This is a genomic window from Fictibacillus sp. WQ 8-8, assembly GCF_024494405.1.
GTDB classification, from domain to species: domain Bacteria; phylum Bacillota; class Bacilli; order Bacillales; family Fictibacillaceae; genus Fictibacillus_C; species Fictibacillus_C marinisediminis.
The window spans coordinates 319,923-333,448 of record NZ_JAMXKG010000004.1 but is presented as its reverse complement, the minus strand read 5'-3'; the positions used below and the strand labels follow the sequence as shown (position 1 = coordinate 333,448).

Here is a 13,526-nt window from a genome sequence, read left to right as displayed (position 1 = left end):
GACCCTGGCCGGTTTTTTTATACTCTTTTTCTAATGATATACAATAAAAACCAATTCTTCGTTTGGCGAATAGCCCCTTTCAGGATGTGAAAACTACATGTGAATTGCAAAGGGGCGAGAACAAAATGAAGTTCAATTTGTTTGGAGACACGGACAGAACGAAAGAATTGCTGCTATTGCTTGTGGTAGGAGGGCTTTTTGCATTAAGTACGGCTCTGTCTAATACGTTTGTTAATATTTATTTATGGAAGCAATCTGGTGAGCTGAAGGATATCGCTCTGTATAATTTATCGATTGTGTGCATTCAGCCTGTTGCTTTTTTTATTGCAGGTAAGTTGACAAAAAAAATTGACAGGGTTATTGTACTTCGGATTGGTGTCATCATATTATCGCTTTTTTATTTGTATGTGCTTTTCCTCGGGAAGCAGGCAAGTGAGTATCTGCTCATTCTTGGCGGACTGCTCGGAGCTGGGCTTGGCTTTTATTGGCTCGCTTTTAACGTGCTGACCTTTGAAGTGACAGAACCTAATACAAGGGATAACTTTAATGGCTACCTTGGGGTGCTAACTTCCTTGTCCGGTATGGTCGGCCCGATTACCTCCGGGTTCTTAATCTCGCAGCTGGATAAGTTTACTGGCTACCGCATCATCTTCAGCGTTTCATTGGTTTTATTTTTCAGTGCGGTTATCATCAGTTTTTTCTTAAGCAGACAGAAGGCCGAGGGGAAGTTTTTTGTCTGGCAGATCCTAAAGTCGAGAGAAACCAACTTAAATTGGGGCCGCATCCTAAATGCCCATTTTTTTCAGGGATTTAGGGAAGGGACGTTCATTTTTTTGATCGTCATATGGGTATACATTATTTCAGACAGTGAATTTGCTCTTGGGACATTTGGGCTTGTTCAATCTGCCGTTTCTTTTGTTGGTTATTTTATCGTCTCCCGGATGATGACAAGAGATAGAAGGAAAAAATCCATCTTTGTCGGAGGATTGATCCTATTCCTTTCTCCGTTCCTTTTTCTGCTTCAAGTCACGTTTCCGCTGCTTCTCTTTTATGGTGTGGTCATCTCCATTGCCTATCCGCTGCTGCTCGTTCCCTATGTTTCCCTGACATATGATGTGATTGGCCGCTCGGATAACGCTGGGCCGATGAGGGTCGAATATATTGTGGTGAGGGAATTGTATTTAAATGCAGGACGGATTCTTTCTATTGTTATTTTGCTTATTACGATCACTTACTTTAATGGAGACTACAGTATTCCGGTGCTGCTGCCTGTACTGGGAGCCGGTCACTTTATCATTTATTTTTGTGTAAGATCAATTCGGTTTGCTACCCTTCAAAAATCTGAGATCATGTCGAACTATTCACAGAACAATACAGACAAGGAAGATGGGACTAGGGTTTGACATTTTTCTTTCGGAAACATTGATTTACTGTTAAAATTATTTTAGTAAATCAATTTGTCGAAAATGGAAAAATAGTATCGAACTATTTCCATACATAAGTAAGGGTGGAATGAATGACTAAAGAAAAAAAGAAAAAGAATCATGTACCGGTGCGTCTAAATGCGTTGTTTCTGGCTGTTTTTTTCCTTTTTTCAGTTTTGATCTTCAGATTGGGCTATGTTCAGATCGTACAGGGTGAAGAATATCACAGGTCCGCTGATAAAAAGGAAAATGTGACTGCAAGGCTGGATGCTCCGAGAGGGAAAATGTTCGACACACAGGATCGAGTGGTGGTTGACAACAAGCCGCTTTATTCCATCACGTATACCCGCACTCAGAAGACGAGTGCAGAGGACCGGCAGGCGATCGCAAAAAAATTGGCGGGCTATATTCAGAAAGATACAAAAAGCGTAACAGAACGGGATAAGAAAGATTATTTTATCTTTTTAAATAAGAAAGAAGTAGAAAGCAGGATCAGCAAACAAGAGAAAAAAGGGCTCAGCGATGACGATTATTACAACCTCATGCTGGAACGGATAACAAAGAAGGATCTGAAAAGCTTTACTCCCCAGCAGATTGAGGTACTGGCCATCAAACGTGAGATGGACAGGGGATACGCCCTGACACCTCAGCGTATTAAGATCGGCGCCAACCAAAAAGAAATAGCAACGATAAGTGAGCATTTGGGTGAATTGCCGGGGGTGGATATCAAGCCAGATGCAAAGCGGGCATACCCTTATGGCGACACGTTCAAAGCTCTGTTCGGGCAAGTAAAACAGATCCCTCAGAGTAAAATGGATTATTACGTTTCTCGGGGAAATGAACGCAATGATCTAGTGGGAACCAGTTTCCTTGAACAGCAGTATGAAGCTCTGCTTAGAGGACAAAAATCAAAAATGAAGTTTGTAACCGACAAATCGGGCAACCCGGTAGGTGATCCCGTTGAAGTGGACGGATCCAGGGGGAAAGACCTCATTCTGACCATTAACATGCAGCTTCAGCAAAAAGTCGAACAAATCATTGAAAAAGAACTGAAGAAAGCCAAGTCAGGAGGCTCGGCTTACGCAAACCGTGATCTGAACGAAGCGTATGTGGTAATGCTCAATCCGGAGAATGGTGAAGTGCTTTCCATGGCTGGAAAACAATACGATAAAAAGACAGGGAAATACAAGAATGCCCCATTTGGAACAGTGTATAATTCCTTCGCCATGGGTTCTGCCGTTAAAGGAGCAACCGTGCTTACTGGTTTGCAGCAAGGTGTGATCACGCCAAATACCCATTTTTACGATGCACCATTAACGTTTGGCGATGGCAGAAAGATGAAATCCCATGAAAACTTGGGGAGCATAGGCCCTGTAAAAGCGCTGGAAGCTTCCTCCAACATTTATATGTGGAACATCGCCATGAAACTTGCCGGTTATGACTATTCTCATAAGCGGTATATTGACCGCCATGTGAACGAGGCATTTAAAGTATTAAGGGATTCTTACAGCCAGTTCGGCCTTGGTGTACCGACAGGGATCGACCTGCCTTCAGAGGCCACAGGTTATAACACAGGTATGAGTGACCAATTGGCACAGGCGATGTTCTTTGCGATCGGACAATTCGATACTTATACACCTCTTCAGATGGCACAGTATGTCTCCACGATTGCCAACAATGGATATCGGATGCAGCCTCATCTGCTGAAAGAGGTTCGTGAACCATCCGTTCAGCCGGGTAAAATGGGGAAACTCGACTATAAGTTTGAACCCAATGTTATGAATAAAATTGAAATGAAACAGGAGTACCTTGATGTTGTTCATCAGGGGTTCCGCCAGGTTATGGTCGGAAGCAAGGGAACGGCCGCAGCTTATTTCAAACATAAGAGTTATAACCCTGCCGGCAAGACAGGTACAGCTGAAGTAGACAAGAAGTCAGGCTTAAACAACAAAACATTGATCGGTTATGCTCCATATAACCATCCGGAAGTGGCTTTTGCTGTTGTCGTCCCAAATGTACGAGAAGGCTCGATCAATAACGAAATCGGTGCAGCTGCACTGGATGAATATTTTAAACTGAAAAAAGACGGAAATAAGAAAAATTAACTAGATAAGTTCATTGCAAAACGCGTCCTTTGGGCGCGTTTTTTTCTGTGTATAATTTATTCTAGTTAGAAAAACATAGGACTGTAGTCTTGTTAAATTTACAATCTCTTTACATTCCATTCAAACAGCATTAATAATCCTCGCTTATTCTAGTAATGTAAAGTGATTAACAGAACTTGTTGGGGGTGTGCGATAGAGACAAAGGACACACAGATGAAGCAAAATCTCTATCAAAAAAAATCTTTTAAAAATTATTCTAGGGGGACCTAAAACATGAAGAAAATGAAATCCGCTTACCTTTTAGCAGTACTGGCCATGCTCCTCGTGTTCGCTACAGCATGTGGAAACAAAAATAATGAAGGTGCGTCAACAGATGGCGGCAAAAAAGCATCGGGCTCCATCGTTATCTCTGGTTCAAGTGCAATGCAGCCGCTTGTTGCAGCAGCAGCAGAACAATTTAAACAAGATAACCCTGACGCTGATATTCAAGTACAAGCAGGCGGAAGCGGAACTGGTTTAAGCCAAGTATCTGAAGGCGCTGTAAAGATCGGTAACTCTGATGTTTTCGCTGAAGAAAAAGAAGGAATCCCAGCTGACAAGCTTAAAGATCACCAAGTTGCAGTAGTCGGTATGTCTGCAGCAGTTAACCCTGAAGTAGGCATTAAAGATATTTCTAAAAAAGACCTGATTAAAGTATTCACAGGAAAAGTGAAAAACTGGAAAGAACTTGGCGGAAAAGACCAAAAGATCGCTTTAATCAACCGTCCTGATTCTTCTGGAACTCGTGCTACATTCGTAAAATACGGTCTTGACGGCAACACACCTGTTGAAGGCGCAGCTACAGAAGATTCTTCCAACACGGTTCAAAAGCTAATCAAAGAAACTCCTGGTGCAATCGGATACCTTGCTTTCTCTTACTTCACAGATAACAGCGGTGTAACACCACTTAGCATTGACGGAGTTAAACCAACTGATGAAAATGTACAAACAGGTAAATTCCCAATCTGGGCTTATGAGCACTCTTATACTAAAGGAGAGCCAAAAGGCTTGGAAAAACAGTTCCTTGATTATTTAATGAGCGATGACATTCAAAATAAACTTGTTCCTGATCAAGGATACATCCCTGCAAGCAAAATGGAAGTTAAACGTGATGCCGAAGGGAAAGTTACGAAAAAGTAACCATAAAGAAAGTTAAGAAGGCCTAAATCAGGGTAAGTATCCATATTGAAGTGGATATTTACCCTGTTAGGGCGTTTTGGGGAGGTACGAAAATGGATAATAAGACAATGACAGCCAGTCAAAGGCTGCTGAAAAAATCAAACAAGTCTGCACTTCAAATGGAAATGCGGGGGAAGTCAATAGTGTTAATCAGTGCGCTGATTATTATAAGTGCCACGATTGCTATTACGATTTTCCTAGGTACTAAAGGATTACAAGCCTTTTTTAATAACGGGGTAAGTATTTATGAATTTTTAACCAGCACGAACTGGAATCCAACCAACGCAGAGAGTCCAGCCTATGGTGCCCTACCATTCATAATTGGTTCTTTTGCTGTTACCATCCTATCTGCTTTAATTGCAGCACCTCTTGGTATTGGCGGTGCAATCTTTATGACGGAAATTGCGCCTTCCTGGGGAAAAAAGATTCTCCAGCCGGTTATTGAATTGCTTGTTGGTATTCCATCTGTTGTTTATGGATTCATCGGCCTTTCCGTTCTTGTTCCGTTCCTCCGCGATACAGTGGGCGGACAAGGATTCAGTTTGCTCGCAGGTATGATTGTCCTTTCCATTATGATTCTCCCTACAGTAACAAGTATCGCTACAGATGCGATGAGTTCGTTGCCAAAGGGGCTAAGGGAATCTTCTTACGCGATCGGTGCGACACGTTGGCAAACCATTTGGAGAGTATTGATTCCTGCGGCTATGCCCACACTTTTAACCGCTGTTGTTCTTGGGATGGCTCGTGCGTTCGGTGAAGCACTTGCTGTTCAGATGGTCATCGGAAACGTTCGTACACTTCCATCTGCGATCACTGATCCATCAGCTACATTAACGACCATCATTACGTTGAACATGGGGCACACGACCTTTGGTAGCGTGGAAAATAATGTTCTTTGGTCGCTTGCGCTTATTCTTTTAGCGATGTCCTTTATCTTTATCATCTTAATTCGTTATCTTTCTTCAAGGAGGCAGTTCTAATGAACAGCAAAGTTACAGACCGCATTGCTACTTTTATTTTTTACTTGATCGCAGCAACGATCGTTACTGTTCTAGTCGGACTGCTCGGATATATTATTTTTCATGGTTTTTCAAAGCTTAACCTTGAATTTTTAACCTCTCCATCAAGCTCCTTCAGAGCAGGCGGAGGTATTGGGAACCAGCTTTTTAACTCTTTCTATATTCTCTTCCTAACCATGGTGTTCACGATTCCGCTTGGACTTGGAGGCGGAATTTACATGGCAGAATATGCACGTCCAGGGAAGCTGACAAATGCGATCAGAACATGTATTGAAGTATTGGCTTCATTGCCATCGATTGTCATCGGTATGTTTGGATTATTAATGTTCGTTAATCTTACAGGCTGGGGATATTCAATCCTCGGCGGCGCACTGGCACTTACAGTGTTTAATCTTCCTGTTATGGTAAGGGTTTGTGAAGATGCCCTCCTTACGGTTCAAAGAGACCAAAAAGAAGCTAGTCTTGCTCTCGGAATCACACACTGGCACACGATCAAAACGGTCCTGCTTCCGGCAGCATTTCCAAGCATTCTAACTGGAGCGATTCTTGCATCAGGCCGTGTGTTCGGTGAAGCTGCAGCATTGCTCTTTACGGCAGGACTTACAACGCCAACGCTTGATTTCGCAAACTGGAATCCGTTTGATTCGACTTCTCCTCTTAACGTGTTCCGTCCGGCAGAAACACTTGCGGTGCATATTTGGGCGGTTAACACACAAGGGTTAATTCCTGATGTGCGCGAAGTGGCAGACGGATCCTCAGCAGTTCTGATTATCTCTGTATTGATCTTTAACTTGCTGGCCCGCTGGATCGGCAGTGTGGTTCACAGAAAGATAACAGCTTCTAAATAACTTTAGAATATAGGTGGGGTAACATGAAAACTGTGATGGAAAAAAAAGAGACAAAACCATTAACTGAACAACCGAATAAAGAGAATAATCCGGTTGCTTTAAATATCGAAAACTTGAATATTTATTACGGTGACAACCATGCGGTAAAAGAGGTCAATTTTTCAATCGAGAAGAACGGTGTGACAGCGTTGATCGGTCCGTCAGGCTGCGGAAAATCAACCTTCCTTCGTTCCATTAACCGTATGAATGACCTGATTCCCGGGGCACGAAGCACAGGTGGAATCATCTATGACGATGTTAATCTGATCGGCGATGACATAAATGTTGTCGCTCTTCGGAAAGAAATCGGCATGGTGTTTCAAAAGCCCAATCCATTTCCTAAGTCTATCTACAATAATATTACGCATGCTTTGAAGTTCAACGGAATCCGTTCGAGAAAGAAGCTTGATGAAATTGTGGAAGAAAGCCTTCGGAAGGCCGCTTTGTGGGATGAAGTTAAAGACAGGCTTCATGAGTCGGCTTTATCATTGTCTGGCGGGCAGCAGCAGCGCCTTTGTATTGCCAGAACCCTGGCCATGAAACCGAACATCCTTCTCCTTGATGAGCCTGCGTCTGCATTGGATCCTATTTCTAATGCTAAGATTGAAGACCTGATCATAGAGCTGAAAAAGGATTATACCATTGTAATTGTGACGCATAACATGCATCAGGCTTCACGTATTTCAGATAAGACCGCTTTCTTCTTAAATGGAGTGCTGGTTGAATTTGATAAGACAGATAAGATCTTTACGAATCCATCAAAAAAGGATACAGAAGACTATATTACAGGCCGCTTCGGATAAGGGGGATAATGATGGGACAAGCAGTATTGGCAGCAGAGAAAATGGTTTTTGATATCAAGAATTTAAATTTGTGGTACGGAAAAAATCTGGCACTGAAAGATATCGATTTTACGATTTACAATAATGAGATAACAGCAATCATCGGACCATCGGGATGCGGGAAATCAACGTTTATCAAAACGTTGAACCTAATGATCCAGAATATCCCGGGAGTCAGGATGTCCGGTGAAATTAATTACGGCCATCATAACTTAATCAATGGAAAGGTGGACCTTGTCGATTTGAGAAAAAAAGTCGGTATGGTGTTCCAGAAAGCCAATCCTTTTCCAAAGTCAATCTATGAAAATGTAGCCTACGGACCCAAAATTCATGGGGTAAAGAAAAAAGGGAAACTGGATGAGATTGTAGAACGTTCATTAAGAGATGTGTTTTTGTGGGATGAAGTGAAGGACCGGCTAAATACATCTGCTTTAGGCTTGTCAGGAGGCCAGCAGCAACGGTTATGTATTGCCAGAGCCATTGCCACCAAGCCGGATGTCATTTTGATGGATGAACCAACATCTGCACTCGATCCAATCTCAACTATAAAAATCGAGGAACTCGCTCTTGAGCTGAAGAAAAACTATTCCATTGTTATGGTTACCCATAACATGCAGCAGGCGGCAAGGGTTTCTGACCGTACGGCATTCTTCTTGATGGGTGAACTGATTGAATACGATCTGACGAGCAAAATCTTTTCCGCTCCTTCAGATAAGCGGACAGAGGACTATGTAACCGGACGTTTTGGATAATAAGAAGAGGAGTGACGAAAAATGGTGGTACGTGAAAACTTTCAGATCCAATTGAATGAACTTAAAGAAATGCTCGTTGAAATCGGTGAATTAACAGAGTACGCATTAAAAGAATCCATGGAAGCGTTAAAGGAACAAAATGTGGATAAAGCTCTTGAGGTAATTGAAAATGACCAGCGGATCAACCAGCTCGAAGATGAGATCAATGACGCAGCAATCCTCCTTATCGCCAAGCAGGCACCAGTGGCTTCAGATCTGCGCAGAATCATTGCCGCGATTAAGATCTCTTCCGATGTGGAGCGCATGGCTGATTTTGCCGTCAATATCGCAAAATCAACGATTCGAATCGGTGAAAAACCACTGATCAAACCACTCGTAGATCTTCCGAGGATGGCTGATATCGCGATCGGCATGCTCTCAGATTCCATCAGAGCATATGTTGACGAAGATATAGTACTGGCGAAAAACCTTGCTGATACCGACGATTCCGTCGATGAACTGTATGGAAAGATTATTCAGGAGCTGTTAGAGCTGATGACCCAGCATCCAGATTCTCTCGCTCAGATCACCCAGCTGTCTTTCGTATGCCGCTATATTGAAAGAACGGCAGACCATGCGACGAATATCGCTGAAAACATCTTATATCTCGTAAAGGGAAAACGCTACGGCTTAAATGAATAGCACAACAGAAAGGGAGTCAGCAGTTAAGCTGGCCCCCCTTTTTTTGTATTTTGTTAATGAGTGTATTAGGTGAGGGTGTCAGCAAGCTTTTTGAAATTCATCTTGCTGTTCACCTTATAACTTCCAAACCGGACTTCCCCTTCAAGCTTATGGCTGCGGAGATATTTAAGGAACGATTTTCCGTCCTTGATGATCTTCTCTTTTTCAAGGAAGTCACAAACCTCTCCTGTGCTCATTCCTCTTGAAACGTGCAAAGTAGTGTTGTAGACTACTTTTTCTGCAGGTTTCGCCTCAGTAGCAGGCTCACTCGCTTTTGGAGCGGCAGCTGCCCGGCTTGCTTTGAGGGTTTGAAGTTCTTCGGTGGTAATAGCCGTCATATTTTTGGAGTGTAGATATGTATTGACTATATTGTCATTTAATTCGGCTTCTTTCTCCGGAGGAGCCTGTGTAAAGTAAACTCCTGCAATTAATCCTGTAGCCAGGATCATCCCGGCTGAGAAACCTCTTAATGTATTATTTGTCATCATGAATCCCTCGTAATTAATTTATTTAGCTTTCTCGTTGATCATCATTTCATCTTCAAGCACTTTAAGCTTTTTCTTTACTTGATACATTTCTTTCATTAATTGAATCGAAAAGTTTTCAAGCTGTACTTCCAGGTTATTGCTTTTGTCCTTGCGGAACGAGATGACGAGTAAAATGATTCCTAATGCCAATAGGGAAAAAATGATAATTTCCATTGTATCCTCCTCTTATAAAAACATACCACTTATTTTTATACCATAGTATTCATGTGAAGAGTAGATTTTTCGCCAAATTGTCGAAGTTTTTGCGGTGTTTCGACATCCCCTTCGGCCTCTTATTTAGCAAACTGCTGCTTCTGCTCAAAGATTTGTAGAAAAATGACGATTTTTAATACTATTCAGTAAATAGTTTGTAAAGCAAACGGTTTCAAAAAATTTACAAAGCTTATTCTATCAGACATGCTAAGCAATCTACATTTTTCTACAATTTCCGTTTATTGTGAAAAAAATTTTGTGATGATACGATTACTTCAAATTAATAGGGAGGCATATAAATACTATTCTGCAAGATGTAATAGACCAATGTTTAACTAAACGACCGGGGTGAAAAAAATGATTAATGAGATCGTTAAAATGAAGGAAAAGGGTCTTACCCTTCAGCAGATCGCCGAAAAGATGAACCTCTCACTCGGCAAAGTGCAATACCGGTGGAACAAGTATCGGCAAGAAGCTGGAAAAGTGAGGGAAGAGGAGAATGCAGAGGAACTGATTCTGGAAGATCCTCCAAAACAGGAGCATAGCATCCAGTGGGTGATGCCATACGAATTTGACGAAGATACTTTGTTTGCCATGGTTCAGTCCCCAACGAGTATTTATGTATACTGGAGTATTTCGTCCATGAAGCAAAAGATGGTTGAACATCACTTCAGAACACCCTGGAGTGAACTGCCTAAACGAATGAAAATCTATGATGTAACAGATATCATCTTCCAGGGTCATAACGCACACCGAAACTTTGAAATCGAGATCCCTGAGATGACCAACAACTGGTTTATCCAGCACTTGGAACCTGATCGTACCTATGTCATTGATGTAGGAACAAGGACGTTTGATGGAAGCTTCTTCACAGTGCTTAGATCTAATCCTGTAGAGACACCAAGGGACCAGTCAAATGAACACCGTACCGGGAGCGTTATGAACTGGAAGAATGGTAACGCTGATGTACCAGAATGGATGGAAAATTTCAGCAGTTATTCATACTATCAAAAAATCAGATAGGAGCTCTAAATCAATGAAAAGTGGCTATTTCACATTTATACTGCATGCCCATCTTCCCTACGTAAAGCACAGAGAGGCTAACCGGCTTGAAGAACGATGGGTGTTCGAAGCAATGACAGAGACCTACATCCCACTGCTTTGGGTGCTTGAGCGTCAGCCTGAAGGCTTCACCTGGAGTATTTCCTTTTCGCCGCCGGTGATGGAAATGCTGGCAGACCCTGTACTGCAAAGAAGATATTTGGAGTATCTGGATAGTACTGAAAATCTCATTAAAAAAGAAAAACTTCGCACTCTCGATCAAGACGAAGCGAAAGCCATCCAATTTTACAGTGAGCGTTATAAGAACATTCGGGACACATTTTTTAAATGGAACCAGAATCTGCTCAATGGTTTTAAACATTACCATTCGGCGGGAGCACTCGAATGCTTCACAACAGCGGCTACACATACGTTCTTACCTTACGTTCAGACCCATGAAGCCTTACATGCTCAAATCGATATGGGTATCGCAACATTTAAACATCATTTCGGTGAAAAACCTAAAGGATTCTGGCTCCCGGAGTGTGCGTACACTCCCGGCATCGATCAGCTGCTCCATCAGAAAGGGATCTTGTACACATTTGTCGATGAACAAACGCTCCTGAACAGCAGCCCCAAATCTGCACGAGGCATCGGTTCCCCCGTCTACTCGCCGCATGGAGTGGCACTATTTCCAAGAAACCGCGAAATATCCGGAAAAGTATGGAGTTCGGTTAACGGTTATCCGGGTGATGTAGACTACCGTGAATTTTACCGGGATATCGCCTATAACAGGGAGCTTGATTATATCCTTCCTCATATCCATCCAGAAGGAATCAGGATCGATACCGGTCTGAAATATCACCGGATCACAGGTCCCGTCGAAGATAAACAGATCTATGTCCGTGAATGGGCAGAAGGAAAAATAAGACAGCACGCAGAGCACTTTACAGAGACGATAGAAACCCGGCTCAGAGAAAAGGAAGACGAATGCTTCCCTCCTCATCTTATTACGGCACCTTTTGATGCTGAATTGTTCGGGCACTGGTGGTTCGAGGGTACAGATTGGATCTCTGCGTTTCAGCAGGCAAGTGCCGGGAGAGTAGAATGGATTACTCCATCTGAATTTATAAGCCGCCATTACCGTGACCTTGAAACTGTACACGCTTCTTTTTCAACTTGGGGACGCAATGAATACGGAGAAGTCTGGTTAAATGAGAAGAATGCGTGGATGTACCGGCATCTGCATAAATGTGAAAGAGAGATCATATCAGCCGTTGCGCTGCACTCGCCGCTCACACCTGTTACAAAACGCTACGTTCAACAGTTGATTAGGGAATGGATGCTGGCTGCCAGCTCAGACTGGGCATTTATCATTGATAATGAAACATCAGCACAGTATGCCAATGAGCGTTTTAAAACCCATATTGAACGATTCCATACCATCAAGGAACTGTTACAGCAAACTCCAAATAATACTGCATCAATCGAAGCTTTTGAAAAGGATTTCCCATTTTTAAAAAGTATTGATACAAGTTATTTTGAAACTCCGCATGACCTCTATATACAGCAGCATTACAACCAGAAGCCTGAACAAGAAAAACGAAAAATCCTTATGCTATCCTGGGAGTTTCCGCCAATGGTAGTCGGCGGGCTCGCCCGTCATGTATTTGATCTAGCCAAAACGCTTGTTAAACAAGGCCACGAGGTCCATGTCGTCACATGCCATGTAGACGGTTACCCTGACTATGAGATCAACCAGGGAATATATGTTTATCGAGTAAGGTCCAATCAGCCTCAGACCGAGGAGTTCTTCCACTGGACGGGCAGCCTGAACCTTGCGATCGCCGATCAAGGGAGAGAACTTTCCAAAAAAATTGATTTTGATTGCATTCATGCCCATGACTGGCTTGTCAGTGTGGCCGCTAAAGGATTAAAACAGGAACTGAATATCCCGCTGATCGCAACGATCCATGCGACCGAACATGGCCGCAACAATGGAATTCATAACGCCCTTCAATATGAGATCAATCAAAAAGAGTGGGAACTTTGCTATGAAGCGAGCCTAGTCATCGTGTGCAGCCCATATATGAAAAAAGAAGTTGCCGCGGTGTTCAGGTTACCTGAAGAAAAGATTCATATCCTTCCAAACGGGGTTGATCCTGAACTAATTCAGACAGAAGAGGTTTTGGATGGTTTCCGTTTTAAAGAGCACCATGAAATCCTTGTTTTCTCAGTAGGGCGTGTAGTAAAAGAAAAAGGATTCCAGACCATAATCGAAGCTGCACATCTGGTCAAACAGAGGATGGGCAACATCAAGTTTATGATTGCCGGCAAAGGTCCGATGCTGGATGAATACCGCGATCGAATTCATAGGCAGGGACTTGAAGATTACGTTACTTTTACCGGTTTTGTATCAGATGATGACAGAAACCGGATCCTGTCGGAATGCGATATTGCGTTATTTCCGAGCCTGTATGAACCGTTCGGCATTGTTGCCCTGGAAGGGATGGTGGCAGGAAAAGCAACCGTTGTTTCAGATACGGGCGGACTGAGAGACATTATCCGCCATGAAGAGACCGGGCTGAAAATCTATCCCGGCAATCCGGAAAGTCTGGCATGGGCAGTCCTGACGCTTGCTCAAGATGAACATTTACGGCGCACTCTCGCCATCAACGGCAAGAGAGAAGCGGAAACCGTATTTAACTGGAAAGAAATTGCTCAACAAACAAGCGCATTGTATGAACAATGTTTAGAAAAAAATCCGGTATAAGGGGC

General features: G+C 42.8%; 12 protein-coding genes. 10 read left to right on the top strand and 2 right to left on the bottom strand.

Features of this window, described 5'->3' with window-relative positions:
• Window positions 1–125 precede the first annotated feature (125 nt).
• The 8 genes from M1K46_RS11250 to phoU all read left to right on the top strand — a co-directional run bounded on the left by M1K46_RS11250 (window position 126) and on the right by phoU (window position 8,928).
• Window positions 126–1,403, top strand: coding sequence for an MFS transporter (locus M1K46_RS11250; RefSeq protein ID WP_256226059.1), 1,278 nt, complete (start codon window positions 126–128; stop codon window positions 1,401–1,403).
• A gap of 113 nt (window positions 1,404–1,516) precedes the next feature.
• Window positions 1,517–3,529, top strand: coding sequence for a peptidoglycan D,D-transpeptidase FtsI family protein (locus tag M1K46_RS11245; protein WP_256226058.1), 2,013 nt, complete (start codon window positions 1,517–1,519; stop codon window positions 3,527–3,529).
• Between the two features lie 273 nt (window positions 3,530–3,802).
• The gene (locus M1K46_RS11240) at window positions 3,803–4,708 is read left to right on the top strand and encodes a phosphate ABC transporter substrate-binding protein (protein WP_256226057.1); all 906 of its coding nucleotides are present in this window, start codon (window positions 3,803–3,805) and stop codon (window positions 4,706–4,708) included.
• A gap of 107 nt (window positions 4,709–4,815) precedes the next feature.
• Window positions 4,816–5,727: a phosphate ABC transporter permease subunit PstC gene (gene pstC / locus M1K46_RS11235; RefSeq protein WP_248254681.1), complete on the top strand. Its 912-nt coding sequence runs from the start codon at window positions 4,816–4,818 to the stop codon at window positions 5,725–5,727.
• Complete coding sequence (pstA, locus tag M1K46_RS11230) at window positions 5,727–6,614, top strand: phosphate ABC transporter permease PstA (RefSeq protein ID WP_053357871.1); 888 nt, start codon at window positions 5,727–5,729, stop codon at window positions 6,612–6,614. The genes pstC and pstA overlap by 1 nt, the downstream gene beginning before the upstream one ends.
• Before the next feature lie 23 nt (window positions 6,615–6,637).
• The gene (pstB, locus tag M1K46_RS11225; RefSeq protein ID WP_053357872.1) at window positions 6,638–7,456 is read left to right on the top strand and encodes a phosphate ABC transporter ATP-binding protein PstB; all 819 of its coding nucleotides are present in this window, start codon (window positions 6,638–6,640) and stop codon (window positions 7,454–7,456) included.
• An 11-nt stretch (window positions 7,457–7,467) separates the two neighbouring features.
• Complete coding sequence (gene pstB / locus M1K46_RS11220) at window positions 7,468–8,247, top strand: phosphate ABC transporter ATP-binding protein PstB (RefSeq protein WP_062234960.1); 780 nt, start codon at window positions 7,468–7,470, stop codon at window positions 8,245–8,247.
• A 21-nt stretch (window positions 8,248–8,268) separates the two neighbouring features.
• Window positions 8,269–8,928 (top strand): phosphate signaling complex protein PhoU, encoded by a 660-nt coding sequence (phoU, locus tag M1K46_RS11215; RefSeq protein WP_062234963.1) that lies wholly within the window; start codon window positions 8,269–8,271, stop codon window positions 8,926–8,928.
• 65 nt (window positions 8,929–8,993) lie between these two features.
• On the opposite strand, the gene M1K46_RS11210 is transcribed toward phoU, so the two are convergent.
• Window positions 8,994–9,452, bottom strand: a complete 459-nt coding sequence (locus M1K46_RS11210; protein ID WP_256226055.1) for a hypothetical protein — start codon at window positions 9,450–9,452, stop codon at window positions 8,994–8,996.
• Between the two features lie 21 nt (window positions 9,453–9,473).
• Window positions 9,474–9,668, bottom strand: coding sequence for a hypothetical protein (locus M1K46_RS11205; protein ID WP_053357876.1), 195 nt, complete (start codon window positions 9,666–9,668; stop codon window positions 9,474–9,476).
• Window positions 9,669–10,064: 396 nt separating this feature from the next.
• Between M1K46_RS11205 and M1K46_RS11200 the strand changes: the two genes are divergently transcribed.
• Together M1K46_RS11200 and M1K46_RS11195 are read left to right on the top strand one after the other, a co-directional pair.
• Window positions 10,065–10,730 (top strand): DUF4912 domain-containing protein, encoded by a 666-nt coding sequence (locus M1K46_RS11200; RefSeq protein ID WP_256226054.1) that lies wholly within the window; start codon window positions 10,065–10,067, stop codon window positions 10,728–10,730.
• A gap of 13 nt (window positions 10,731–10,743) precedes the next feature.
• Window positions 10,744–13,521 carry a 1,4-alpha-glucan branching protein domain-containing protein gene (locus tag M1K46_RS11195; protein WP_256226053.1) on the top strand — a complete coding sequence of 926 codons (2,778 nt, stop codon included), beginning with the start codon at window positions 10,744–10,746 and terminating at the stop codon, window positions 13,519–13,521.
• Window positions 13,522–13,526: the final 5 nt, after the last annotated feature.